This window comes from Actinophytocola sp. (genome assembly GCF_050699935.1).
Taxonomy (GTDB): domain Bacteria; phylum Actinomycetota; class Actinomycetes; order Mycobacteriales; family Pseudonocardiaceae; genus Actinophytocola.
Genome location: NZ_JBOHGB010000050.1, coordinates 1 through 25,513, shown reverse-complemented (window position 1 = coordinate 25,513; position 25,513 = coordinate 1). Strand labels below are relative to the sequence as shown.

General features: G+C 71.0%; 23 protein-coding genes and 2 pseudogenes. 7 read left to right on the top strand and 18 right to left on the bottom strand.

All coding sequences use genetic code 11. The features are described from left to right. The first annotated feature begins 30 nt into the window (after positions 1-30). The 3 genes from ACRDTB_RS17905 to ACRDTB_RS17895 are packed head-to-tail and all read left to right on the top strand — an operon-like array spanning position 31 to position 3,041. Positions 31-1,116 (top strand): S-(hydroxymethyl)mycothiol dehydrogenase, encoded by a 1,086-nt coding sequence (locus ACRDTB_RS17905; protein WP_431431656.1) that lies wholly within the window; start codon positions 31-33, stop codon positions 1,114-1,116. Next, positions 1,116-1,745 carry an MBL fold metallo-hydrolase gene (locus ACRDTB_RS17900; RefSeq protein ID WP_431431654.1) on the top strand — a complete coding sequence of 210 codons (630 nt, stop codon included), beginning with the start codon at positions 1,116-1,118 and terminating at the stop codon, positions 1,743-1,745. Before ACRDTB_RS17905 ends, ACRDTB_RS17900 begins: the two co-directional genes overlap by 1 nt. Positions 1,746-1,793: 48 nt before the next feature. Then, the gene (locus ACRDTB_RS17895; RefSeq protein ID WP_431431652.1) at positions 1,794-3,041 is read left to right on the top strand and encodes an aspartate aminotransferase family protein; all 1,248 of its coding nucleotides are present in this window, start codon (positions 1,794-1,796) and stop codon (positions 3,039-3,041) included. A gap of 13 nt (positions 3,042-3,054) precedes the next feature. Here the strand turns inward: ACRDTB_RS17895 and ACRDTB_RS17890 are convergent, their stop codons facing one another. From ACRDTB_RS17890 to ACRDTB_RS17825, 14 genes are all read right to left on the bottom strand, one after another. Then, complete coding sequence (locus ACRDTB_RS17890; protein ID WP_431431650.1) at positions 3,055-4,002, bottom strand: SRPBCC family protein; 948 nt, start codon at positions 4,000-4,002, stop codon at positions 3,055-3,057. A gap of 6 nt (positions 4,003-4,008) precedes the next feature. Beyond that, on the bottom strand, positions 4,009-4,317 hold the full coding sequence (locus ACRDTB_RS17885; protein ID WP_431431648.1) for an ArsR/SmtB family transcription factor: 309 nt from the start codon (positions 4,315-4,317) through the stop codon (positions 4,009-4,011). An 86-nt stretch (positions 4,318-4,403) separates the two neighbouring features. Continuing rightward, entirely contained in the window at positions 4,404-4,820 is a 417-nt protein-coding gene (locus ACRDTB_RS17880) for an NUDIX domain-containing protein (protein ID WP_431431646.1), read from the bottom strand. A 57-nt stretch (positions 4,821-4,877) separates the two neighbouring features. Continuing rightward, positions 4,878-6,791, bottom strand: a complete 1,914-nt coding sequence (locus tag ACRDTB_RS17875) for a M48 family metallopeptidase (protein ID WP_431431644.1) — start codon at positions 6,789-6,791, stop codon at positions 4,878-4,880. Positions 6,792-7,451: 660 nt separating this feature from the next. Continuing rightward, entirely contained in the window at positions 7,452-8,282 is an 831-nt protein-coding gene (locus ACRDTB_RS17870) for a class II fructose-bisphosphate aldolase (protein ID WP_431431642.1), read from the bottom strand. Continuing rightward, complete coding sequence (locus tag ACRDTB_RS17865; RefSeq protein WP_431431641.1) at positions 8,263-9,183, bottom strand: 1-phosphofructokinase family hexose kinase; 921 nt, start codon at positions 9,181-9,183, stop codon at positions 8,263-8,265. The genes ACRDTB_RS17870 and ACRDTB_RS17865 overlap by 20 nt, the downstream gene beginning before the upstream one ends. Continuing rightward, positions 9,180-10,121 (bottom strand): ROK family protein, encoded by a 942-nt coding sequence (locus ACRDTB_RS17860; RefSeq protein ID WP_431431639.1) that lies wholly within the window; start codon positions 10,119-10,121, stop codon positions 9,180-9,182. The genes ACRDTB_RS17865 and ACRDTB_RS17860 overlap by 4 nt, the downstream gene beginning before the upstream one ends. 106 nt (positions 10,122-10,227) lie before the next feature. Further along, positions 10,228-10,986, bottom strand: a complete 759-nt coding sequence (locus tag ACRDTB_RS17855) for an NPP1 family protein (protein ID WP_431431638.1) — start codon at positions 10,984-10,986, stop codon at positions 10,228-10,230. An 86-nt stretch (positions 10,987-11,072) separates the two neighbouring features. Next, entirely contained in the window at positions 11,073-11,621 is a 549-nt protein-coding gene (locus ACRDTB_RS17850; protein ID WP_431431692.1) for a TetR/AcrR family transcriptional regulator, read from the bottom strand. Between the two features lie 62 nt (positions 11,622-11,683). Continuing rightward, positions 11,684-12,802: an acyl-CoA dehydrogenase family protein gene (locus tag ACRDTB_RS17845; RefSeq protein ID WP_431431637.1), complete on the bottom strand. Its 1,119-nt coding sequence runs from the start codon at positions 12,800-12,802 to the stop codon at positions 11,684-11,686. Then, positions 12,781-13,965, bottom strand: coding sequence for an acyl-CoA dehydrogenase family protein (locus ACRDTB_RS17840; protein ID WP_431431635.1), 1,185 nt, complete (start codon positions 13,963-13,965; stop codon positions 12,781-12,783). Before ACRDTB_RS17840 ends, ACRDTB_RS17845 begins: the two co-directional genes overlap by 22 nt. Next, a complete protein-coding gene (locus ACRDTB_RS17835) occupies positions 13,962-14,414 on the bottom strand; it encodes a MaoC family dehydratase (protein ID WP_431431633.1) in 453 nt (150 codons plus the stop codon). Before ACRDTB_RS17835 ends, ACRDTB_RS17840 begins: the two co-directional genes overlap by 4 nt. Before the next feature lies 1 nt (position 14,415). Further along, on the bottom strand, positions 14,416-15,171 hold the full coding sequence (gene fabG / locus ACRDTB_RS17830) for a 3-oxoacyl-ACP reductase FabG (protein WP_431431631.1): 756 nt from the start codon (positions 15,169-15,171) through the stop codon (positions 14,416-14,418). A gap of 428 nt (positions 15,172-15,599) precedes the next feature. Beyond that, complete coding sequence (locus tag ACRDTB_RS17825) at positions 15,600-16,124, bottom strand: XdhC family protein (RefSeq protein WP_431431629.1); 525 nt, start codon at positions 16,122-16,124, stop codon at positions 15,600-15,602. Between the two features lie 18 nt (positions 16,125-16,142). Here ACRDTB_RS17825 and nudC point away from each other — a divergent pair, with 18 nt between their 5' ends. After that, a complete protein-coding gene (gene nudC, locus ACRDTB_RS17820) occupies positions 16,143-17,030 on the top strand; it encodes an NAD(+) diphosphatase (RefSeq protein ID WP_431431627.1) in 888 nt (295 codons plus the stop codon). A gap of 40 nt (positions 17,031-17,070) precedes the next feature. Then, a pseudogene (locus tag ACRDTB_RS17815) lies at positions 17,071-17,830 on the top strand (methyltransferase domain-containing protein). Positions 17,831-18,066: 236 nt separating this feature from the next. On the opposite strand, the gene ACRDTB_RS17810 reads toward ACRDTB_RS17815, so the two are convergent. Then, a complete protein-coding gene (locus tag ACRDTB_RS17810; RefSeq protein ID WP_431431626.1) occupies positions 18,067-18,720 on the bottom strand; it encodes an SRPBCC family protein in 654 nt (217 codons plus the stop codon). Between the two features lie 72 nt (positions 18,721-18,792). After that, positions 18,793-18,896: pseudogene (locus ACRDTB_RS17805) on the bottom strand (transcriptional regulator); the annotation flags it as partial. 309 nt (positions 18,897-19,205) lie between these two features. Between ACRDTB_RS17805 and ACRDTB_RS17800 the strand changes: the two are divergent. Both ACRDTB_RS17800 and ACRDTB_RS17795 read left to right on the top strand, forming a co-directional pair. Beyond that, on the top strand, positions 19,206-19,850 hold the full coding sequence (locus tag ACRDTB_RS17800; protein ID WP_431431690.1) for a DNA alkylation repair protein: 645 nt from the start codon (positions 19,206-19,208) through the stop codon (positions 19,848-19,850). Between the two features lie 406 nt (positions 19,851-20,256). Beyond that, a complete protein-coding gene (locus ACRDTB_RS17795) occupies positions 20,257-21,546 on the top strand; it encodes a phosphoribosyltransferase family protein (protein WP_431431624.1) in 1,290 nt (429 codons plus the stop codon). Between the two features lie 485 nt (positions 21,547-22,031). Here ACRDTB_RS17795 and ACRDTB_RS17790 read toward each other — a convergent pair whose 3' ends face one another. Beyond that, positions 22,032-24,530 carry a DEAD/DEAH box helicase gene (locus tag ACRDTB_RS17790; RefSeq protein ID WP_431431622.1) on the bottom strand — a complete coding sequence of 833 codons (2,499 nt, stop codon included), beginning with the start codon at positions 24,528-24,530 and terminating at the stop codon, positions 22,032-22,034. A gap of 426 nt (positions 24,531-24,956) precedes the next feature. After that, on the bottom strand, positions 24,957-25,513 hold a 557-nt coding region (locus tag ACRDTB_RS17785; protein WP_431431620.1), incomplete at its 5' end, for an FHA domain-containing protein.

Here is a 25,513-nt window from a genome sequence, read left to right as displayed (position 1 = left end):
CGCATCCGTGCATGAAAGACGAGGTGGCACATGGCTCAGCAGGTTCGGGGCGTCATCGCCAGGTCGAAGGGCGAGCCCGTGGAGATCGAGACGATCGTCGTGCCCGACCCGGGGCCGGGCGAGGCGGTGGTCGAGGTCCACGCCTGCGGCGTCTGCCACACCGACCTGCACTATCGCGAGGGCGGCATCAACGACGAGTTCCCCTTCCTGCTCGGCCATGAGGCGGCCGGCACGGTCGAGTCCGTCGGTGCGGGCGTCACCGACCTCGCGCCCGGCGACTACGTGATCCTCAACTGGCGCGCGGTCTGCGGCACCTGCCGCGCCTGCCTGCGCGGGCGCCCCTGGTACTGCTTCTCGACGTTCAACGCCGGGCAGCCGATGACGCTCACCGACGGCACCGAGCTCTCGCCCGCCCTGGGCATCGGCGCGTTCGCCGAGAAGACGCTTGTCCATAGTGGACAGTGCACGAAGGTTCACCCGTCGGCGAGCCCGGCCGCCGCGGGACTGCTCGGCTGCGGGGTCATGGCCGGCATCGGCGCGGCAGTGAACACCGGCGGGGTCAGCCGCGGCGACAGTGTGGCGGTCATCGGCTGCGGCGGCGTGGGCTGCGCGGCCGTCGCGGGCGCCTCGATCGCCGGGGCCACGAGGATCGTCGCGATCGACGTCGACGAGCGGAAGCTCGAGTGGGCCAGGAAGTTCGGCGCCACCCACACGATCCACGCGAACGGCGTCGACGTCGTCGAGGCGGTCCAGGAGCTCACCGGCGGGTTCGGCGCGGACGTCGTGATCGAGGCGGTCGGCCGGCCGGAGACCTGGAAGCAGGCCTTCTACGCCCGCGACCTCGCCGGCACGGTCGTACTGGTCGGCGTGCCGACGCCGGACATGCGCCTGGAGATGCCGATGATCGACTTCTTCTCGCGGGGCGGCTCGCTCAAGTCCAGCTGGTACGGCGACTGCCTGCCCTCGCGCGACTTCCCCTACCTGATCGACCTCTACCGCCAGGGCCGGCTCGACCTCGACGCGTTCGTCACCGAGACGATCGCGCTCGACCAGGTCGAGGCGGCGTTCACCAAGATGCACCACGGCGACGTGCTGCGATCGGTGGTGGTCTTCTAGTGCCGGCACGGGTGGAGAAGGTCGTCACCTCCGGAACGTTCAACCTGGACGGCGGCAGCTGGGAGGTGGACAACAACGTCTGGCTCCTCGGTGACGACGAGCAGGTCCTGGTGATCGACGCCGCGCACGACGCGGGCACGATCGCCGCCGCGGCCGGTGGGCGTGAGGTGGTCGCGATCGCGTGCACGCACGCCCACGACGACCACGTCAACGCCGCGCCCGCGCTGTCGGCCAAGACCGGCGCGCCGGTCCTGCTGCACCCGGCCGACGACGTCCTCTGGCGGCTCACGCACGGCGACACCCGCCCGGCCGGCGAGCTCGCCGACGGCGACACGCTGTCGGTGGCCGGGGTCGAGGTCCAGGTGCTGCACACGCCCGGCCACGCGCCCGGCGCGGTGTGCCTGCACGTGCCGGCGCTCGGCGTGGTCTTCACGGGCGACACGCTGTTCAACGGCGGGCCCGGTGCCACCGGCCGCTCGCACTCGGACTTCGGCACGATCGTCGACTCCATCCGCGACCGGCTGCTGACGCTGCCGCCGGAGACCGTGGTGCACACGGGGCACGGCGAGGACACCGCCATCGGCGCCGAGGCCCCGCACCTGGGGGAGTGGATCGCCAGGGGCCACTAGAATAGGCTCATCTGTAGGATTGTCGACAATCCCAGACGAGGAGTGCCGATGGCTGAGCTGTCCCCGATTCTCAAGCAGGCGACGCCGGTGCTGGCCGAGCGCGGCGAGGGCGTGTACCTCTACGGCGAGGACGGGCGCCGGTATCTGGACTTCACCGCCGGGATCGGGGTGACGAGCACCGGTCACTGCCACCCTCGCGTGGTGGCAGCCGTCCAGGAGCAGGCCGCCAAGCTCATCCACGGCCAGTACACGACGGTCATGCACCGGCCGCTGCTGACGCTGTCCGAGCGGCTGGGCGCGGTCCTGCCCGAGGGCCTCGACGCGCTGTTCTACGTGAACTCTGGCAGCGAGGCCGTCGAGGCGGCGCTGCGCCTGTCCCGCCATGCCACCGGCCGCGCGAACGTCGTGGTCTTCCACGGCTCCTTCCACGGGCGGACCATCGGAGCGGCGTCGATGACCACGTCGGCCACGAAGTTCCGCGCGGGGTTCGCGCCGCTGATGGGCGGGGTCGTGGTGGCGCCGTTCCCGACCGCGTACCGGTACGGCTGGTCGGAGCAGGAGGCGACCCGGTTCGCGCTGCGCGAGTTGGACTACGTGCTGGCGACGATGTCCGCGCCCGCCGAGACCGCGGCGTTCTTCGTCGAGCCGGTGCTCGGCGAGGGCGGGTACGTGCCGGCGAACACGGAGTTCATGCAGGGACTTCGCGAGCGAGCCGACCGGCACGGGATCCTGCTCGTCGTCGACGAGGTGCAGACCGGTTTCGGCCGGACGGGCCGGTTCTGGGGCCATGACCACTTCGCTATCCGCCCGGACGTGGTGATCACGGCCAAGGGGCTCGCGAGCGGCTTCCCGCTGTCGGCGATCGCCGCGTCGCGCGATCTCATGTCCAAGGCGTGGCCGGGCTCGCAGGGCGGGACGTACGGCGGCAACGCGGTCGCGTGCGCGGCGGCGCTCGCCACGCTCGACGTCGTGCAGTCGGAGGGCCTGGTCGAGAACGCCGACCGGATGGGCGCGCGGCTGCGCGAGGGCCTCGCGAAGGTCGCCGCCGACGTGCCGGCGATCGGCGATGTCCGCGGCCTGGGCCTGATGCTGGGCAACGAGTTCGTCGACCGCGACGGCGAGCCGGACCCGGCCGCGGCCGCCCGTGCCCAGCAGGCCGCCGCGACGGCGGGGCTGCTCCTGCTGACGTGCGGCGCGGCGGGCAACGTGGTCCGGATGATCCCGCCGCTCGTCGTCACCGCGGACCAGATCGACGAAGGCCTGGCCCTGTGGCGGGAGGCGATCACGGCGGTCTGAGGCCGAGGCCGGCTCAGAGCCGGTCGGCGTACTGCTTCGCCAGCTCCTCGGTGCGGTCCTTCGGCCTCGGGCAGGGGACCTCGCCGTGGATGGCGGCGAACAGCAGCTCCAGCTGCACGTGCCACGCGGCCATCGCAGTCGCCCGCACATCCGCCAGCCGGGTCGGCACCGTCTGTGTCACCTCGGCCCGCACGCCCAGCCGGTCGTCGGACGTGATCGTCCAGCGGACGCGGCCGGCGGGCGCGCCGTCGTGTAGCCACTCGTACTCCAGCAGGCGCGGCCGGTTCACCTCGGTCAGCCGGCCCGCCGGCACGTACTCGTTGGTGGCCCGCGTCGGCGGCTCGCCACCGACCTCGGGTTCGGCCCCCTCGACGAGCAGCGCCCACACGTCCGCCGGCGGCTTCCACACCAGGTCCCGGGCGAAGTGCAGCTCCCACCCGTCCGCGACCGGCCGCGTCGAGCCGAAACCGAGGCCGAACTCCTCGATGTAGCGCTCCATGGGCGTGAGCCAGTCGCTTCGCGGCTCCACGGTCTCGCCGTTGAGCCGGGCCATCAGCTCGTCGAGGCACTGGTCCCAGCCGGCCGCCGTGCGGCCCGCGCCGAGCCGGCCGACCCAGCCGCCGCCGAGAGTGTGGGTGAACACCAGCCGGCAGCCGTCGCCGTCCGGGATCAGCTCGATGCGCAGCACGTCGGCGTTCCACCGGAACATGTAGACCCGCGGCGGGTCGACCTCGAGCACCTCGCCGTCCCACGACCCGTCCACGACCGCCTCCGCCGGGAACGTGAACCGCATCGGCGCGCCGGGGCGTAGCTCGGCCTCGACCGTCGCGGGGAACCAGTGGGCCATCTCGGCCGGATCGGTGACCGCCCGCCACACCTTGGCGGGCGAGTGGCGCAGCCGGCGTTCGAGGCGCAGCACGGGCTGCCCGTCGATCGTCCGCAAAGTCGCACCCTCGGTCACGGCGAATCAGTCCTCCATCTCGTCCAGACGTCGTTCCAGGGCATCCAGGCTGGCCGTCCACATGCGACGGTACGGCTCCAGCCAGGCGTCGATCTCGGCGAGCGGCTCCAGCCGCAGCCGGTACAGGCGGCGTTGCGCGTCCTGCCGCACCTCGACCAGCCCGGCGCCGCGCAGGACCTTGAGGTGCTTGGACACCGTCGGCTGGGTCAGGGCCAGCCGCTCGACCAGCTCGCCGACCGGCCGCTCGCCGCCGCGCAGGAGATCGAGGATCTCTCGCCGCCGTGGCTCGGCCAGTACTTCGAACGTTGATGCCACGTGAGCAATATAGCCCAACTGGCATGTGCTGGCCAAGTCCCAGCCCACGCCGATGCTCCGACGCCAGCGACAACGGCCACGCATGGTCAGGGCGTTGAGTCGCGCCAAGGCCCATCAGGCAGCAAAGCGGCGAGCACGGCCGGCAGCCGCGGCGGCTTGAGCCGATCCGGCAACGAATCCAGGTCAGACCACAAGACCCAGGCGTACTCATGCAGGTTGACCTGCTCGTCGGCAAGTAGGCCGGTTCGCGCCACGGGCCGGTCGCTCCTCGACGAAACAGGCCACGAAGAAATGCTCCGGACCAACGAACCGGTCGCCGTGCCACGCACATCACGCTCGACCAGCACCGACCGGTCGCGGACCTCGGCCGGGTCCAGCCCGGTCTCCTCGACCAGCTCACGCCGTGCCGCCTTCAACGGCGTTTCGCCCGGTTCGACACCTCCACCGGGCGGCTCCCAAAGCCACGCCCCATCGAACGGATCACGCCAGCGCAGGAGAAGCACACGGTGGGCGGCGTCCACCGTGTGCCGCGGGCCGGTGCCTAGGTGCCTCCACCTCCGTCACGCCGTGACACGGTCGGCGCCGAGCAGACCGGTGAAGAACCCGGTCACCTCGGCACGTGCAGGGCCCCGCCCACCGGCGTGCCTGGCGAGCTTGACCTTCGACTCGCCGCGCAGCATCAGGAAGGTCATCTTGCGTGCCTCGCCGCTGAGCCGCACGTGCACGACATCCGCGAGCGGGATCACCCGCGCACCGTCGGCGGCGTGCTCGGCCGGGGTCCTCGCGGCGATGCCGGCCTGGTACTCGTTGAGCACGTCCGGCGTGGCGGTGTTGGTGCGCAGCCCGCGCCCGCTCGGCCTGCGCACGATGACCAGGCTCTCCGGGTAGCCGAGGAGGTCGACGGCGCTGGCGCGCAGGAACATCCACGGCAGCAGGCTCGCCGGCTTTGGCGGCCGGGTGGCCGGCATCGGGGGTGGCACGAAGTCGAGCCGGCTCGACTGTAGTGCGGCGACGCCGAACGGGTCGTCCGGCGTGGGTGTGGTGGGCAGCAGCGGCATACCGTTCTCGTCGACGACCACCGGGCGAAGCCAACCGACCTGGTACCGGTAGCGGCCGGTGGACACGGCGGCGGCCCTGACCAGGGCGCGCACGGCGGACGCCACCACCGGTCCGCCGGGTGAGCCCGCCGAGACCTCGACCGGGCCGTCGGCTCCGAGCAGTGCACCGGCCAGGTTCGCGGCGTAGCCGTGCTCCAGGAGCCAGAGCACGCTGTGCCCGTTGGCGCCGCGCTGTCTGGTCACCTGCTCCGCCGAAGCCAGCAGGTGCCGAGTCTCGTGCAGGTCGCGTTCCCCGAGGGCGCGGGCGAACAGCGTGGGCCAGTCGAGCAGCGGGCGATCCGGCCCCGGGACACCGACGAGCGGCGCGTACACCTGCGGCACGGCGAGGTTGCCGAGCAGTGCCAGCGCCGGCCGCCGGTCCGGCCGTTCGGCTACGTCGGGCGCGTCCCGCAGGGCGGCCACACGCTCCACTGTGGAGGGATGGCTGTCGAACGGATCCGTGTGGTCGGCGTGGTTGCGGACGTCTCTGAAGCGTGCGATGAGCTGCTGGATCTCCGGTTCCGCGAGGTAGCTGGCGAAGCCCCCGGCAACGTCGCTCGGTACGGCGACGATCTCGCTCGCCAGGTCGCTGACCCGTTCGGCGTAGCTGGACCACGCCTGGTCGATCGCCGGGACCAGGCACAAGGTGTCGGCCACCCCGGCCCGGCCTACCACGGTCGCGGAGATGCGGTCGGCGCTGAGCTCCTGCCGGCGCTGCTCGGCCAGGCTGAGCCGCAGGTACCACGCCAGCATCCGGCGGTAGAGCCGGTAGTGCACGCTGCCCCGCTGGAACTCCTCGACGACGTGGCCGATGGTCTTGCTGCCGCGCAGTGCGAACGCGCCCCATCTGGTGTCCCCATTGGTGAAATGGCCGAGCTCGTGGGCGAGCACCGCGGCGAGCTGCTGCACGGTCAGGGCAACCAGCCACGGGTGTCCGATCCCCAGCGTCCGGCGGCCGGTGCGCAGGCCGAGCCAGCGTGACCGCTCGTTCACTCGCGCCGTCGACTCCGGCAGCAGCCGGATCTCGTCCGGAGGCGGCACACCAACCCGTCGGGCCACGTCGTCCACGAAGGACCACAGCTGCGGCGCTCGGTCGCGCGGCAGCCGCACTCCATCGGTCATCGGCCGGTCGCGGAGCGCCCGGATCATCCCTCGGATCGTGCTCACCAGCATGAACAGGCCGAGCAGGATGCTGAAGATGATGATCGCCTGGCGGCCCCAGTCCACCCGGCGCAGCACAAAGGACGAGGTGGGGGCGTCGGTCACCAACCCCAAGAACACACCGAAGCCGATCAATGCGGCGGAGATCGCCAGGCCGCTCAGCGGGACGATGATCAGCAGAATCGCCGCGGCGAGCGAAGAGCGAAACATTCTCATGTTTCGCGGAGCATACTCGACCGGCAACAGTCCTCTGAGGTCAGCCCCGCGGGGAGGCGGAACCGGGCAGACTCGGCCGGCAGGGGGTCTCCGCCGTCGCGGTCGTGGCCGGGACGGGCGGTTGGTGCAGACTCGCGCGTGCTGGTCGGCGCGGGTGGCCTTTCGATACCGTCCTGGTGGGGATTGTGACGGCGTCGAGCGGCGCTCAGTGCATGCCATTCCGGCGCGGATGTTGGCAACCCGAGATTCGTCGCGTTCACCCGGCTGCTTCCGAGCACAGGGGTGCCGAGTTGACCGCATCACCCGCACCCTCTGGCTGGATGGCTGCTGTGGTCGGTGCGCCGGGCGCTGGATGAGGGTGAACCATGGGTTACCGGTGCGATCGGCATGATGATGCCCGCGTTGAAGAGGTCGCAAGGGATGTGTCTCGCGATTTCCGCGCGGGGATATCGCCGATTTCGACTCGAATATCGTGAAAGGTTCGATGCCGATCGAGACGGTGCGAAACGCACGGAACACGACGATTGCTCGTCCGCGAGATAACCGTGCTTCGGTGGGAGGGGCGTCCGGATCTGGTGTTCGCGCGCGCCGTTCGGGACAACGGCCTGACCGATGACGAGGCCGTTCGATCCGTGCCAGCTCGCCCGCCCGATCAACGCTCTAGGCGGACAGGACGTCGAGGAGGCGGGTGACCTCGTCCGCGACCGCGGCACGGCCGGCCGCGAGGTAGCCGCGCGTGTCGACGACCTGTGGGTTCTCGGCCAGGTACGCGCGCACGGCGGCGGTGAACGCCTTGTTCAGCTGGGTCGCGATGTTGATCTTCGTCAGGCCCGCGGCGACGGCGCTCGCAAGGTCCGCGTCCGGCACCCCGGACGAGCCGTGCAGTACCAGGGGGACCGGCACGGCCTCGTGCAGGCGGGTGATCAGCTCCAGGTCGATCGCCGCGTCGCGGGTGAGCATGGCGTGCGACGTGCCCACTGCCACGGCGAGCGCGTCGACCCCGGTGGCCTCGACGTACGCGCGGGCCTCGGCCGGATCGGTCCGCGCGCCGGGCGCGTGCACGCCGTCCTTGCCGCCGACCTCGCCCAGCTCCGCCTCCACGTACACGCCGTGCGCATGGCAGTGCGCCACGACGTCCGAAGTGGACGACACGTTGTCCGCATAGGACATCGTGGAGGCGTCGTACATTACCGAGCCGAGCTCCAGTCGCACGGCCTCGTGCACGAGGGTCACATCCGTGGCGTGGTCGAGGTGCACGGCCACGGGCACCGACGCCGTCCGCGCGACCGCGAGCGTCGCGAGCGCGAGTGGTTCCAGCGCGCCGTGGTAGCGCACGGCGTTCTCGCTGACCTGCAACACCACCGGCGCGCCCGCCGCCTCCGCGCCCGCGACCAGCGCCTCGGCGTGCTCGAGCTGGATCACGTTGAACGCGCCGACGCCGCGGCCGTCCCGCGCGGCGGCACCAACGATCTCAGCGGTCGGCGTCAGCATCGAGGTCCTCCACCGAGACGAGCGGCACCAGGCTCCGGTAGATGTCCAGGTCGACGTCGCCGGCGAGCGGGCAGGCCACCGCGGCGGCGGACAGCGCCACGGCGTTCGCGAGCTGAGCCGGCCACGGCGAACCCGTGGCCAGGCCGGCGGCGAGCGCGGCGACACACGCGTCACCCGCGCCGGTTGGGTTGCCACGCAACGGTTCCGGCGCGGCCGCACGCCACGAGCCGTGACCGGTGACCGCCAGCAGACCGTCGGCACCCCGCGACGCGACGACCGCCCCCGCGCCGCGCTCGCGCAGCCGCCGCGCCGCGACGACCGGGTCGGCGACACCGGTGGCCGCCAGCTCGTCCGCGTTGGGCTTCACCACCCGCGGGCGCGCGGCGACGCCCTCGAGCAACGGCGGGCCGGAGGTGTCGAGGATCGCCGGCGTGCGCGTCGCGCCGAGCAGCTGGGCGTAGACGTGGTCGGGGAGCCCGGGTGGCAGGCTGCCGGACAGCACCACGACCTCCGCACGGGAGGCGAGCTCGTGGTACCGATCGGTGAACCACATCCAGTCCTCGATGGACAGCCGCGGCCCGGGTTCGTTGAATGCCGTCGCCGAATCGTCCTTTGTGGACACAATGGTGACGGTCCGGCGGGCCGGCGCGGACGGCTCGACGAGCGCCTCCTGGATCCCCGCGGCCGCGAGGTCGGCCCGGATGGCGCTGCCGGTGTCGCCGCCGGCGAAGCCGGTGACCAGCGTGTCGTGGCCGAGCGCGTGCAGCACCCGGGCCACGTTGACGCCCTTGCCGCCGGCCCGCGCGCCGCTCGGCTCGGCCCGGTGCGTGCCGCCCGGCACGAGCGTTGGCACGTGGTAGGTCACGTCGAGCGCGGCGTTCAGCGTGACGGTCAGGATCACGCCGGCCCCTCGGCTCGCCCGCTCACTGCCTGCCAGGCCATGATCGCCGAGCCGATGCAGCCCGCGTTGTCGCCGAGCGACGCGGGCACCAACTTCGGCACGCGCTGGAACGTCAGCCGGCCGACCAGCGCCTCCCGCAGCGGCGCGAGCAGCGTGTCGCCGGACTCGGCCAGGCCGCCGCCGATCGCCACGATCTCCGGTGCGAACAGCGTGCACGCCGTGGTCAGCGCGGCGGCGAGCCCTTCGACCGCGCGGCCCCACACGGCCACCGCGTCCGGGTCGCCGGCTCGCACGGCGTCGGCCACGTCCGCCGCGCGGATCACGGGCCGGCCGGTGATCTCGGCGTAGCGGCGGGCGATGTGCATCGCCGACGCGACGGTCTCCAGGCAGCCGCGGGTCCCGCAGCCGCAGACCGTCCCTTGTGGATCGACGACGATATGGCCGATCTCGCCCGCGTAGCCGTCGGCGTCGAGCCGGTGGTCGTCGACCAGCACGGCCGCGGCGATGCCGGTGCCGATCGGCATGAACATCGCGTTGCGCACACCGGTGGCCGCGCCGACGGTGAACTCGGCGAGCCCGCCGGTCCGCACGTCGTGGCCGAGTGCGACGGGCATGCCGGCGGCCTCGCTCAGCAGCGCGCGCAGCGGCAGCTCCCGCCAGCCGAGGTTGACCGCGGCCCGCGCCACGCCCTGCCGCTCATCGATGATCCCGGGTGCCGCGACCCCGACCCCGCACACGGTGGCGGTGCCGGCGGCGCTCCGCAGCTCCTCGATCAGCTCGGCGATCTGGTCGACGTCGACGCTGCCGGCGACTCGCCGGGTGGCCGTGCGGTGGGTGTGCACCACGCGCAGGTCCTCGGCCACGAGCGCGGTCTTGATCGAGGTGCCGCCGACGTCGATGGCCGCGACCAGCTGTCCTGCCTTGAGGTCTCCATCCACGTGGTGGAATGTAGCCCCTCCCAACCGCACCCAAGGGGAACGGGACGCAACCCAGCCACAAGTACGTGACCAAACAGAACTGTCACTCCCCAAACGCGACCAAGACTTAAATTCCGGGGAGGCGGAATGGTATGCCGGACGGCATCGCCTCGGCGAGGTTGCTCGCGAAGGCGCTGTCCTTGATGCCGAGGCTGGCGGAGCCGAAGTCGGCGCCGGTCAGCGTGTCGCGGATGCCGGCCGGGAACCTGTCCCAGCTGACCAGGGCCGGGTAGTGCCAGGCGTCGTGGTGGTTCTCCGGATCCTCGTCCGCGCCCGCGAGCCGGAAGCAGTGCGTGGTCGGGCCGTCCTTGTGGTAGACGATCTTCGGGTGCGTGCCCTCCCAGGCGACCTCGGACCGGGGGAAGACGTCGTAGTCGCCGTGCCGGGAGACCGACACGTACTGCGCCTCGCCGTCGCTCACCCACACCACGACGTGCTCGATGTCGTGCCGGTGGCCGAACGGGTCCCAGCCGGAGACCGCCTGGTCCTTCTCGAAGTACAGGTCGTACAGGTGGGCGCACCAGCCGTTGTTGCACATGGACCGGGCGTAGGAGTTCGTGTTGTCCAGGTCGGACTGGTCGTGGCACTCGCCGTCAAGCGCGCCGGACGGGTTCAGCCCCGGGTTGAGCGCCCCGTCCGGACCGATCGCCGGGGTGGGGTAGCAGCCGTCCCCGTCGTAGTCGAACGCCGGCTGCCACTTGCCGTCCTCGTCGGTGAAGTTCGCCGGCAGGGCGGTGGGCGGCTCCGCCCACGCGACGGCCGATGCGGCGAGCATCACCGCGGCGGCTCCGACAATGACGGTGAAAGTGCGCGACACGGCCCTCATCGGCCCAGCGAACCAGCCGGGTGATCATCCGCGGCACCGACGAACGGACCGTCTTGTTCCCTGTTGTTCCCAGTTTCCGCGCGGTCTCAGGTGCGGTGGCCCAGCATGCTCAGTACCAAGTCGGCGTACTGGCGGCCGAGCATCGTCGGCGACGGCTTGCTGGTGGGGGAGTACCAGCGGGCCACGTCGATGCCGAGCGAGAGCACCGCGCGGGCCGCGGTCCGCACGTCCGGCACCGCGAACACGCCCCCGTCCACACCGCGCGTGATCACGTCCCGCACGAGCCGCTCGGTGCGCCGCCGCAGGTCCGCGACGGTCTCGTACTCGTCGGGCGGCAGCGCGTGCAGCTCGTGCTGAACCACGCGGGCGACCACGTGCCGCTTGGCGTGCCAGGCCACGAACCTCTCGACCAGCGTGCGCATCGTGGCCACCGGGTCCGGGTCCGCGGCCACGATCGACTCGACCATCGTCAGCGTGCGCTGGTGGCCGCTGCGGCTGATCGCGAACAGCACCGCCGACTTCGCCGGGAAGTGCACGTACAGCGCGGCGGGACTCATGCCGGCCGCGGTCGCGATGTCACGGGTGGTCGTGGCGTGGTAGCCGCGCTCGGCGAACGACTCCACCGCGGCGGCCATGAGCCGGCGTGCCGCCTCCGGCCGGATGTCCGGCCACAGCTCGTCCGGGATCGGCAGCTGGGTCACGCCGGCAGGTTCGCCAGCGGGGCGAGCAGCCGGCGGTGCCGGCCCGGGGTGCCGAGTGCGAGCTGGTCCGCCTTGGCCCGCTTGAGGTACAGGTGCGCCGGGTGCTCCCACGTCATGCCGATCCCGCCGTGCAGCTGCACGCACTCCTCGGCCGCGTGCACCGCGACGTTCGAGCACAGCGAGTTCGCGATGCTCGCGGCGAGCCGTGCCTCGTCGGAGGTACCGGGCGTGTCGGCGGCGGCGCGCGCGGCCGCACGGGCCAGCGCGATCTCCTGCCACAGGTCGGCGAGCCGGTGCTTGAGCGCCTGGAACGAGCCGACCGGCCGGCCGAACTGGTGGCGCTCCTTGAGGTAGGCCACCGTCGTCGTCAGACACCACTCCGCGATCCCGACCTGCTCGGACGCCAGCAGACCCGCCGCTGTCCACAGTGCACCATCCAATGCGGACTCGGCGGTGCCGGGGAGAACGGTGGACGACACCGCGTCGAACGAGACGTCCGCGACCGGCCGGGTCAGGTCCAGCGACACCACCGGTGTCACGCTCACCCCGTCCTGGCCGACCGGCACCGCGTGCAGCCGTGGGCCCGCGGCACCCACGGCCGGCACGATCAGCACGTCTGCGGGGAGCGCGTCGCCGATCGAGCGGACCCGGCCGCGCAGCGTGTCGCCATCAGCCTCCACAGTGGATGGAAACGACGAACCCGGTGTGGCGCCGAGGGAAACGGCGAGCGCACCGACCACCCGCCCGGAGCCGAGCTCGTCGAGCAGCTCGCGCACGGCGTCGGTCGGCTCGCAGCCGAGCAGCGCCGTGGTGGCCAGTACCGCGCTGCCGAGGAAGGGCACCGGCGCGACGGAGCGGCCGAGCTCCTCCATGACCACCGCGACCTCCCGGGTGGACGCCCCCTGCCCGCCGAGCTCCTCGGGAACGTGCAGCGCGCCCGCGCCCAGCTCGCCGGTGAGCGTGCGCCACAGGTCGAGGTCGTAGGGCTTGTCGGTCTCGCAGCGGGCCAGGATGGCGTCCGGCCGCGCGCGGTCCGCGAGCAGGTCGCGCACGCTCGCCCGGAGCTGGTCCTCGACGTCGGAGTAGAGCAGGTTCACCGCGGCAGGTCCTTCCACGCGACCTTGGTGTCGACCCGCGCCTCGGCGGGCAGCCCGAGCACGCGCTCGGCGATGATGTTCCGCAGCACCTCCGAGGTGCCGCCCTCGATCGAGTTGCCCTTGGCCCGCAGGTAGCGGTAGCCGGCATCACGCCCGGTGAAGTCGACCAGGTCCGGCCGGCGCATCGTCCAGTCGTCGTAGCGCAGACCGTCCTCGCCGAGCATCTCCACCTCGAGTGCGGTCAGCTGCTGGGAGAGCCGGGCGAAGGCGAGCTTCATGGCCGAGCCATCCGGGCCGGGTGAGCCGACCGCGAGCCGCTGGCGCAGCCGAATCCCGGCCAGCCGCAACGCCTCGGCCTGTACCCACAGGTCGAGCAGCTGGTCGTGCAGCTCCGGCGTGCGCTTGTCCGGGTTCTCCCGCCACGTGTTCGCGACCGTGCCGATCATGCCGCCCTCACGGGGGACCGGCCGGCCGCCGATCGCGACGCGCTCGTTCATCAGCGTGGTCTGCGCGACCTTCCAGCCCTCGCCGACCGCGCCGAGCCGGTCGGTGTCGGGGATCCACGCGTCGGTCATGAAGACCTCGTTGAACTCCGCCTCGCCGGTGATCTGGCGCAGGGGCCGGACCTCGACGCCCGGCTGGATCATGTCGAGGACGAAGTAGGACAGGCCAGCGTGCTTGGGCACGTCCGGGTCGGTGCGGGCGAGCAGGATCGCCCACTTCGCGGTGTGCGCGCTGGAGGTCCACACCTTCTGGCCGGTGAGGCGCCAGCCGGCCACGCCGTCCTTGGTGTCGGGCACCGCCCGGGTGCCGGCCGCGGCGAGGTCGGAGCCCGCACCCGGCTCGGAGAACAGCTGGCACCACACCTCCTCGCCTGTCCACAGTGGACGAAGCAGGCGCCGCTTCTGCTCGTAGGTGCCGAAGGCCAGGATGGTCGGCGCCGCCATGCCGAGCCCGATGCCGATCCGGCGCGGGTCGTTGTCGGGTGTGCCGGCGAGCTCGGCCTCGACGACGTTCTGCGGCTCCCGGGCGAGCCCCAGCCCGCCGAGCCCCTCGGGGAAGTGCACCCAGGCGAGCCCGGCGTCGAACCGCGCTCGCAGGAAGTCCATCCGGTCCATGGTGGACGGATCGTTGGCGGCCAGGAACTCGCGTGTCCGCTCGCGCAGCTGGTCGGGGGTCATGGCACGTAGAGCGCCATGGTCTCGGCGACGCAGGCGGGTTTCCCGCCGCCCTCGATCTCGATCGTGGTGCGGACGGTGATCTGCTTGCCCTGCGGCTTGTCGACGACGTCGACCAGCTCGGCGCTCGCCCGCACCCGCGACCCGACCGGCACGACCGCGGGGAAGCGGACCTTGCCGAGGCCGTAGTTGATGCCCATGCTGATGCCGTTCACCTGGTAGATCTGCTTGCCCAGCATGGGAATCAGCGAGAGCGTGAGGTACCCGTGGGCGATCGTGGCGCCGAACGGGCCCTGTTTCGCCTTCTCGGCGTCGACATGGATCCACTGGTGGTCACCGGTGGCGTCGGCGAACGTGTCGATCCGGTCCTGGGTGACTTCGAGCCAGTCGCTGTGACCGAGCTGCTCGCCCTTGGCCGCGTCCAGCTCGTCGAGGTTCGCGAAGGTGCGCATGTCAGTCCTTTGGTCCGCCCGCTACGTAGATCACCTGGCCGGAGATGAAGCCGGACTCCTCGCCCGCGAGGAACGAGACCAGGGCCGCGATGTCCGCCGGCTGTCCGACGCGCTGGACCGGGATCGTGGCCGCGGCCGCCTTCTTGAAGTCCTCGAAGTCGACCTCGAGCCGGGCCGCGGTCGCGGCGGTCATGTCGGTCTCGATGAAACCGGGTGCGATCGCGTTGACTGTCACGCCGAACTTTCCGAGCTCGATGGCCAGGGTCTTGGTGAAGCCCTGCATGCCGGCCTTGGCGGCGGAGTAGTTGGCCTGGCCGCGGTTGCCGAGGGCGGAGGTGCTGGAGAGGTTGACGATGCGTCCCCAGCCCTGTTCGGTCTGGTGCTTCTGCACCTCGCGACTCATCAGGAAGGCGCCGCGCAGGTGGACGCCGAGGACGGCGTCCCAGTCGCCCTCGGTCATCCTGAACAGCAGGTTGTCGCGGGTGATCCCGGCGTTGTTGACGAGCACGGTCGGTGGCCCGAACTCCCCGGCGACCCGGTCGACGGCCGTCGTGACGGCGTCCGCGTCGGTGACGTCGGCGCCGATGCCGATGGCCTGGCCGCCCTTGTTGGTGATCGCCTCGACGGTGGCGGCGCAGGAGTCCTCGGTGAGGTCGATGACCCCGACGGCGAATCCGTCCTGCGCGAGTCGCTGGGCGACCGCCGCCCCGATGCCCCGAGCGGCACCGGTGACGATCGCGACACGGGAGTGAGCCACGGTGTTGTTCCTCCACTGTGGGTTGCGTCAACTAAGCAAGCGCTTAGGAAGCTACCGGGCGATCGGGTGGACGGCAACAGTCCTGTGAGCCACGGGTCACTCGCGGTCGCGAGTCGCCGGTCCCTGGCTGATGCCGGCCGGAGCCGCGGCCCGCGGCCTCGCCGTACCTACCCGGCACCACCGACCGTTTCGGCGTGCGAGCCGACGCGGATCCGGGTCGGGCCCGATTGAACGGTCCATTCAATCGGGGTGGGGCCCCCCGATATCCACGCTACTGGCGGACACCGACAAGTCCGGCGTGCGCACGCGAATCTGTGGACAGCCGCTCGACTTGTGGACAACCGCGAGGGGGTCCCCCTGTTTCCAGCCTACCGGTGACCATTGACGGTTTCGGTGGGCCGGGAGCGGGCCTGGGGACAACCGCCGGGTCAGAAGTCGAAGCCGCCGGGTTTGGCGTTGCGGTCGGCGATCAGGCCAGCCAGCGTGGCGATCGCGATCTCCGGTGGCGTGCGGGAGCCGATGTTCAGGCCGATCGGTCGGTGGACGCGGGCGATCTTGTCGTCCGGGACGCCCAGGTCCTTGAGCGCGGCCACGTGCGGGCCGGGGTGGCGCGGGTTGCCCATGATGCCGACCCACCGCACGTCTCGTTCCAGCGCGTCGCGCAGGTAGACGCCCAGCTCGGGGCGGTGGTGGTCGGTCACGATGACGTCGGTGTCGCCGTCGATGTCGTCGGGCAGACGGGAGACGACCGTCGTCGCGGCGTCCTCGTCGTTCGTGACCCGGCCGCGCTCCGGTTCGACCAGCGTCGTGTGGTAGCCGAGGTCGCGACCGTAACGGAGAAGGTAGTCGGCCACGGGCGAGGCGAACACCGCCACCAGCGTGCGTGTCTCGGGCGGGCCGTCCGCGTCGCCGTGCGCGACCGCGCAGGCGGCGTCCGTGGTGTCGGTGTCCATACGCTTAGGGTGGCACGCGTGCCAGCGAACGTCACATTGCCGTACAACGGGTTGCTGCTCGATCGCGCCGGGGCGCGACGCGCCGATCCGGACTGGGTCGGGCGGGTGCGAGCCCACCCGGCCACCCGGGTGCTGGCGTTCTGGCGCGACCGGTGCCTCACCGCGAGCGGTCGGCTCGTGACGGTCGAGGACCGGGACGAGGCGGTGTTCCTCGGCCGGGACGGCGACGTCGGCGTGTTCGCCGCCGATCTGTCCGATATGGACGAGGCGGACGCTCTCGCGGCGGTCGGCGCGGACGCCGTCACCGACGTGCGCGCGCTGTTCGCCACGGTCGACGCTCAGGAGGCCGCCGCCCTCGCGTACGCGCGCGGCATGCTCCACTGGGCACGCAACCAGCGCTTCTGCGGCGCGTGCGGCAGTCCCACCGATCCCCGGCACGCCGGGCACCAGCGCGTCTGCCGCGGGTGCGGCAAGCTCCTGTTCCCGCGCATCGAGCCTGCGGTGATCATGCTCGTCGAGGCGCCGAACCCGCCGCGACGCTGCCTGCTCGCCCGGCACCGGGGCGCCGCGCCGAACGCCTACTCCACGCTCGCCGGGTTCGTCGAGATCGGCGAGAGCCTCGAGGACGCGGTGCGCCGCGAGCTCGCCGAGGAGGCCGGCGTACGGGTCAGGTCCGTGAGCTACCAGGCGTCGCAGGCGTGGCCGTTCCCGTCCGGGATCATGGTCGGCTTCCGCGCGATGGCCGAGTCCGACGATGTCTCGGTGGACCGCGAGGAACTGCTCGAGGCGCGCTGGTTCACCCGCGACGAGCTGCTGGCACTGCTCGCGGTGCACCGGGCCGAGGGCCTGGACCGGCCCGACTCGATCGAGGCCTTTCTCATCGCGAGCTGGCTCGACGGGGAGTAGCCCCATTGCGGCGCGGGCGCGGCCGCCCGAGGATCACCGCATGGGCCGGGTCTTCGACGAGCTCGTGGCCGAGGCGGACGCGGCATGGGTGGACGGGTGGGACTTCTCGTGGCTGCACGGCCGGGCCACCGAAGAGCGCCCGTCGTGGGGTTACGTCCGGCTGATGGCCGGCCGCATGGCCCGCGCACGGGTGGCGCTGGACATCCAGACCGGCGGCGGCGAGGTGCTCGCGACCGCTCCGCGGCTGCCACCGGTCACCGTCGCGACCGAGGGCTGGCCGCCGAACCTCCTGGCGCGGCGGCACGGCTCGGTCCGCGAGGCGTCACCGTCGTCGCCGACCGGGGGGAACCCCGCTCCCATTCGTCGGGGACGCGTTCGATCTGGTCGTGAGCCGGCACCCGGTGCGCGCCTGGTGGGATGAGATCGCCCGCGTGCTGACGCCCGGCGGCGTCTACCTGTCCCAGGAGGTCGGCCCGGCCAGCATGATCGAGCTGGCCGAGTACTTCCTCGGCTCGCAGACCGAGGACAAGCGCAACACCCGGCACCCGGACCGCACCCGTGCGGCCGCCGAGGCCGCCGGGCTCGAGATCGTGGACCTGCGTACGGAGCGACTGCGCGCCGAGTTCCACGACGTCGGCGCGGTGGTCTACTTCCTGCGCAAGGTGATCTGGATCGTGCCCGGCTTCACGGTGGCGGCCTACCGCCCGCGGCTGCGGGAGTTGCACGACCTGATCGAGGCCGAGGGGTCGTTCGTCGCGTACTCGTCGAGGACCCTGGTGGAGGCGCACAAGCCTGCTTGATGTGCGGGTCTTGATCGGATTGGTGGCGCGGATCCCGCGTGACGATCTGGATCCATCCCCGGTCAAACCACTACGACGATGTTGAGCGGGCCGGCGACGATGCCTCAGGTCGGCAGCGCTCCCTTCGTCGACCCGACGACCGCGCCGGGCGCTCTACCGGCTGCCGGGGTGACGGTCTCGGTGATCGATCCACCCCGCTCACAGGTACTTGGATGGCACGTCCCACCGGGCAGCGGTCAGCCATTGTCGTCCCCGCCGGGCGCGTAATGGTGCGCTCCGAACGCGATAGCCGCGGCGAGGTCCTCGTCACTCGTTCCCCAGGCAGCCTGGATCGCGGGCCCCCAGGCGTGGCAGCTGCGGGTGGCGAATTCCTTCCCCTCGGGGCTGTCCTCCCACGTAGCGGGGTCAAACCGCACGCCGTGCAGGAAGAGGTCGAGGCCGAGCAGCGTGAGGTCCCAGCCGCAGCCGATTCCGATCGTGGCGCCGGGCCCGTAGGCGCGCACCAGTTCGTCGACGATCTCGGCTGGCGACGCGTGCTCCAACTCCAGAACGGTGCCGCCGTCACCGTCGGGTGCGAAGCGGACCTCGACCTCGGTGGCCATGCCCTCGCCGAGCCTCCAGGTCACCTTGATCAGGCGAGGCTCATCGCAGCGCAGGATCTCCCCGCCGGCGTTGTCCTTGAGCTGGAACGTGCCGCCGAGCCGTAGGTCGCCCTCGATCGGGGCCAGCCATCGGCTGATTCGGTCGGGGTCCGTGCAGGCGTTCCACACGTCCTCGATCGGGGCCTCGTAGCCGCGGCGCAGCAGCAGCGACCGCCCTTCGCCGGTGGCGACCGGCAGGTTGCCGATCTCCCGCTGAGTGGCGTTGACCTGGTTGACGATGTCGATCACGTGTCTGCCTCGCCCTTCGTAGAAAGATTGTCCGCCGGTAGACGGCGTGCCGGCGGGTTTGTTGCGTTGGTGTCGGCGTTCGCGCCGGCCGCGCGCGAGTTCGGTGCCCAACGCGTCCAGACGCTGACTCCAGAACCGGCGGAAGGGCTTCAACCAGTGTCGACCTCCCGTAGTGGCGAGTCGCTCCAGAATGCGGCGCTTCACCAGGTCGCAGAGGACGTCGAAAGGCCCACCCGACATCAAGAATATCACTTGAAACTTATATAAGTCAAGTGTGAAAATTGCGCGTCATGCGGTGGCCATCGAGCCCCGGCTCGACAGCCGGGCGGAGTCCAGTGATTTCCGCGGGACCGGGGTCAGGCTGCGAGGGCTGTGCTTGCTGATCACCTGGTTGACTGTGCTTTCTTCATAGCTTTCTTCGTAGGCTGAATCTCACACGTGCTGGACAGGAGGCTGAGGTGGCCGAGACGACGGTGGTCGAGGTGATGGCCGAGTTGGCCGCGTTCGAGGACTCGAAGGCACGCGAGGTGAACGAGAAACACGGTGACGATCACGGTGTGAACCTCGGCAAACTGCGCGCGCTCGCGAAGCGGCTGAAGACGCAGCAGGACCTCGCACGCCAGCTCTGGGAGACGGATGACACCGCGGCGAGACTGCTGGCGATCCTGATCTGCCGCCCGAAGGCGTTCGAGCGTGACGAGTTGGACGTCATGTTGCGTGAGGCGCGTACCCCCAAGGTGCACGACTGGCTCGTGAACTACGTGGTGAAGAAGAACCCGCACTCCGAAGAGCTGCGCATGGCCTGGTCCGCCGATCCGGATCCAGTGGTCGCGAGCGCCGGCTGGGCGCTGACCACCGAACGCGTGGCGAAGAAGCCCGCGGGCCTCGACCTCGCAGGACTGCTCGACGTCATCGAGGCGGCGATGAGAGACGCCCCGGATCGCCTGCAGTGGGCGATGAACCACTGCCTGGCTCAGATCGGGATCGAGCACGCCGAGCACCGCGCCCGTGCGATCGACATCGGTGAGCGCCTGGAGGTGCTCAAGGACTACCCGACTCCTCCGAACTGCACGTCTCCGTTCGCGCCCATCTGGATCACCGAGATGGTGCGCCGACAGCACGACAGGTAGGAAGGGTTCGCGCTCGCGCTCGTACCGCTACTCCTCAGAACCCGGCGTCCCAATACGAATCGGCCGTGAGGGACCTGGAGTCCAGTGATTTCCGTCGGAACCGCACATCGTCGCGATCAATGAGTCGCTCCGACCAGGCTAAAGCACGGTTTATTCGTCAGTGCGGCGTCATCTCCTTCCGGCGCCGGCTGACCGGCGTCAGGTTCGCGTCTCGTGTGCAGGGGTCGTCGAGCGGGGCTTCGGTGTGGTCGATGTCGTCTTCCATGATCGGTCTGTCGCAGTAGGGGCACGAGCAGCTATCGCTCATGCGTTCGATACTATCGGATTGTGTGGTGGGCGGCAAGGAACGGGAAGGGGGTTTAGACCTGGGGCGATCACGGGGACACTGGGAGCTGGAGGTGACGTCATGCGCTTCCGGGATCGGGTGGATGCCGGCCGCCGGATGGCCGAGCATCTGGGCCACCTGCGTGCCGAGGACACCGTCGTAGTCGGACTTCCGCGGGGTGGCGTCCCGGTCGCGGCCGAGATCGCCGCCGCGTTGGGCGCGCCGCTCGACATCGTGCTGGTGCGCAAGATCGGCGCTCCGCACCGGCAGGAGCTGGCCGTCGGCGCAATCGGTGAGGATGGCGTGACCGTCCGGAACGAGACGGTGCTGGCCGAGTTGGGGTTGTCCTGGTCGGACCTCGACGCCCAGGTGAAGCGTGAACGGGCGGAGATCGATCGGCGGGCGACGACGCTTCGGCCGGGCCCGCGGCCGAGCCTGCGCGATCGGACGGTGGTGCTGGTGGACGACGGGATCGCCACCGGTGCGACGGTCGTCGCCGCGATCCGGGTGACCCGCCGGCTTGGTGCGCGGCGGATCGTGCTCGCGGTCCCGGTAGCGCCGGCCGACACGGTCGAGCGGCTTTGCGACATCGCCGACGAGGTCGTGTGTGGCCTGGCGCCGAACCGGTTCCTCGCGGTCGGCCAGTGGTACGACGACTTCCGCCAGGTGCGCGACGAAGAGGTACGCGAGCTGCTCGCCGTGTCCGCAAAGGACAGTCGAGGTTCGCCGCCCGGGGAGGCGATCGAGGAGCCGGTCGTGGTGGCCGGACGCCTGCCCGGTGAACTGTCGGTGCCGGCGAACCCCGCCGGCGTCGTGGTGTTCGCGCACGGCAGCGGGAGCGGGCGCGGCAGCCCACGAAACCGTGTGGTCGCCGGGTCGTTGTACGAGGCTGGTTTCGGCACGGTGCTGGTCGACCTGCTCGACGAGGCGGAGGTGGGCGACCGGGCGAAGGTGTTCGACATCGAGTTGCTGGCGTCGCGACTGCGTGCGGCGGTCACGCTCGTGCGGGATGATCCACGGCTGGCTGGGCTGCCGATCGGCCTGTTCGGCGCGAGCACCGGCGCGGCGGCGGCATTGCGCGCGGCTGCGGCGCCAGACGTGAAGGTGTCGGCAGTCGTGTCCCGCGGCGGCCGGCCGGATCTGGCGGGAGACGCGCTACCCGCGGTGGACGCGCCGACACTGCTGATCGTCGGCGGCCGCGACGAGCAGGTGCTGATGTGGAACACCGAGGCCCGCGAGCAGATGCGGTGCCGGGCCGACGTGACGATTGTGCGTGGCGCGAGCCATCTGTTCGAGGAACCCGGTGCACTGCAACAGGTGGCAAGGCTGGCGGTGAGCTGGTTCGAAGAGCATCTCGGTACCCCACGCTGACACCTGGCTCGGCGCTCGGCCTCCGGCCCCGGACACCAGCCTACGCGCGGCCACCGACACTCCCGGCGTATGCGCACGAAGCTGTGGACAGCCGCGTGCATTGTGGACAATCGCGAGGGGGTCCCCTGCTTTCCAGCCTACCGGGAGGGGCCGACAGTTCTGGTGTACGCGACCGAATCTGTGGATGGCCGGGCGCGTTGTGGATAGCCGTGAGAGAGCCCCCTGGTTTCAGGCTACCAGGGAAGACTGACAGTTCTGACCGGCGCAGACGAATCTGTGGATGGCCCGGCATGTTGTGGACAGCCGCCCGGGGTGCCCCCGATTTCCATTCTACCGGCGGGCGCTGACGGTTCCGGCGTATGCGCACGAATCTGTGGACAGCCGCATGCATTGTGGACAACTGCGAGGGGGTCCCCCTGTTTTTCAGTCTATTCGAGAGGGCTGACAGTTCTCGATGCGGTGGTGGCCAATGTGGATGGTCGGTGTCAGAGTTGGCCGGCGGCGGTGATCGTTACGGCGGCGGTGCCTTGGTCGTCCGAGGAGGCCAGGTCGATCTCCGCGGTGAAGCCCCAGTCGTGGTCGCCGGCCGGGTCGTCGAAGATCTGGCGTACCAGCCAGCGGTCCGGTCGCGGCTCGATGATCAGGAACCGCGGACCGCGGGCGTCCGGGCCCGTGCCGATCTCGTCGTGCAGGTCGAAGTACGGCTCCAGCGAGTCCGCCCACGCGTCGGCGTCCCAGCCCGACGCCGCGTCGAGCGCACCCAGTTCCTCGTACGCCCGGCGGGCCGTGAGCTGCACGCGGTGGAACAGCGCGTTGCGCACCAGCACCCGGAACGCCCGCGTGTTCGCGGTGACCGCGGGCGCCCGGTCGTCCGGAGTGGACTCTACGTCGGCCGTGGGGTTGGTCAGCTTCTCCCACTCGTCAAGCAGGCTCGAGTCGACCTGGCGGACCAGCTCACCCAGCCACTCCGTCAGGTCCGCCAGCTCCTCGGTCTTCGCCTCCTCCGGCACGGTCTGGCGCAGCGCCTTGTACGCGTCAGCCAGGTACCGCAATACCAGACCCTCACCCCGCGCCAGCTGGTAGAAGCCGACGTACTCGACGAACGTCATCGCCCGCTCGTACATGTCGCGTGCCACCGACTTCGGCGACAGGTGATGGTCCGCCACCCACGGATGCCCCTGCCGGTACGTCTCATACGCGGGCCCGAGCAACTCCGCGAGTGGCTGCGGGTGCGAGACGTCCTCCAACAGCGCCATGCGCTCGTCGTACTCGATGCCCTCGGCCTTCATGGCCGCGACGGCCTCCCCGCGCGCCTTGAACTGCTGCGCGGACAGCACCTGGCGCGGATTCTCCAAAGTGGACTCGATCACCGAGAGCACGTCCAGCGGGTACGCCGGATCCTCCCGGTCCAGCAGCTCGATCGCCGCCAGCGCCAGCGGGGACAGCGGCTGGTTCAGCGCGAAGTCGAGCTGCAGGTCCACGGTCAGGCGCACTGCGCGGCCCTGCTCGTCAGGCTCGGTGAGCTTCTCCACCACACCCGCGGCCAGCAGCGCCCGGTAGATCGCGATCGCCCTGCGGATCAGCTTGCGCTGCGCCGGCCGCTCCTCGTGGTTGTCCTCCAGCAGGTGGCGCATCGCGGCGAACGCGTCGCCCGGACGGCCGATCACGTTCAGCAGCATCGAATGGGTGACCGTGACGCTCGACGTCAGCGGCTCCGGCTCCCCCTCGACCAGGCGCTGGAACGTCGGCTCACCCCAGCCGATCGAGCCCTCCGGCGGCTTCTTCCGCACCACCTTGCGCCGCTTGCGCTGGTCGTCGCCCGCCTTCGCGAGGGCCTTCTCGTTCTCGATCACGTGCTCGGGTGCCTGTACGACCACGTTGCCGACCGTGTCGTAGCCCGCCCGGCCCGCGCGGCCGGCGATCTGGTGGAACTCGCGGGCCTTGAGCAGCCGCACCTTCTGACCGTCGTACTTGGACAGTGCGGTGAACACGACCGTCCTGATGGGAACGTTGATCCCGACGCCGAGCGTGTCGGTGCCACACACGATCTTCATCAGCCCGGCCTGCGCCAGCCGTTCCACGAGCCGGCGGTACTTCGGCAGCATGCCCGCGTGATGCACGCCGATGCCGTGGCGCACCAGCCGGGACAGCGTCCTGCCGAACCCCGCCGTGAACCGGAAGTTCCCGATCAGCGTGGCGATCTCGTCCTTCTCCGCGCGCGTGCACACGTTGATGCTCATCAGCGACTGCGCCCGCTCCAGCGCCGCCGCCTGGGTGAAGTGCACGACGTAGATCGGCGCCTCGTTGGTGGTGAGCAACTCCTCGAGCGTCTCGTGCAGCGGGGTCAGGCGGAACGAGTAGAACAGCGGGACCGGCCGCTGCGCCGAGGTGACCACCGCGGTCGACCGGCCGGTGCGGCGGGTCAGGTCCTTCTCGAAGAAGGACACGTCGCCGAGTGTCGCCGACATCAGCAGGAACTGCGCGCGGGGCAGCTCCAGCAGCGGCACCTGCCACGCCCAGCCGCGGTCGGGGTCGGCGTAGAAGTGGAACTCGTCCATCACGACCTGGCCCACGTCGGCCGCCGCGCCCTCGCGCAGTGCGATGTTGGCGAGGATCTCCGCGGTACAGCAGATGATCGGCGCGGCCGGGTTGACGCTGGAGTCGCCCGTCAGCATGCCAACGTTGACCGCGCCGAAGATCTCGCACAGTGCGAAGAACTTCTCCGACACCAGCGCCTTGATCGGCGCGGTGTAGAACGTGCGCTGCCCCTCTGCGAGCGCGGCGAAGTGCGCGCCGGTGGCGACCATGCTCTTGCCGGACCCGGTGGGTGTCGACAGGATCACGTTCGACCCGGAGACGATCTCGATCATCGCCTCCTGCTGCGCCGGGTACAGCGACAGGCCCTGGTCCTCGGCCCAGGAGCTGAACGCGTCGAACAGGGAGTCCGGGTCTGGGTCGGCCGGCAGGGCCTCGATGAGTGTCATGGTGCCACCGATCGTGCCTGATTGGCCTGGGGCTGTCGCGACCCGGTCGGCCTCCGGCCCCCGGTCACCAGATTACGCGGGGGGACTGACAGATCGGCGCACGTCGGCGGCGCTTGTGGACAAGCAGACCGATTGAACGGTCCATTCAATCGCCCAGGGGGTCCCCTGATCTTCACGCTACGCCGGGGGACCGACACTTCCTCATTTCGCCGGTGCGGCACGGTTGGTGCCGGGGTGGCGGTTGGGCGGACGGTGCTCAGGGCGGGCGCGCTCGTGAACGGCCGGTCAGGTGACCGGGACGGGCGCGCTGGCGAGGTCCGGATGATCCGCGTGACCGGTCGCGCGGAGCCGGCGAGCCTGGGCGTCCCGGCCGCCGGCCGACTCAAGACCGGCCGCTGGCCGACTCAAGACCGGCCGCTGGCCGACTCAAGACCGGCGCAGTGTGATGCGGGTCCAGGCGCCGAGGTAGACGCGGTCGCCGTCGGCCAGTGGGCGGGGGGTGTTCGGGCGCAGCGGCCGCGTCTCGTCGTTGACCGTCACGCCGTTGGCGGAGTCGAGGTCCACAATGGACCACGAGTCGTCCTCCTGCGCGAGCAGCAGCGCGTGCAGGTGCGAGACGCCCGGGTCCTCGGGTGGCCCGGTGAGGTCGATGTCCGGGGTGATGCCGCGGCTGCGGCTCAGCCGGCCGATGCTGACCTGCTTGCCTTGCAAGGGAAAGTGCCGGTCCGGGCAGAACGGCGGGAACGTGATGCCGCCCGAGTCCGGCCCCTCGGCGGCCATCACCGTGTCGTAGTACGCGCGGTCGCCGCTCACCGTCGCCGTCCACGCCGTCGGCGCCGGCATCCGGACCTCGGGCACCGGCTCGACCACGGGCGGCGCGGGCGCCACGGGCGACGCGGGCGACGCGGGGGTGCCGGCCGCCGGGGGAGTGGCCAGCGAGTCGTGCCCGCACGCCTCGCAGAACCGGCCGGCGAGCGGTGCAC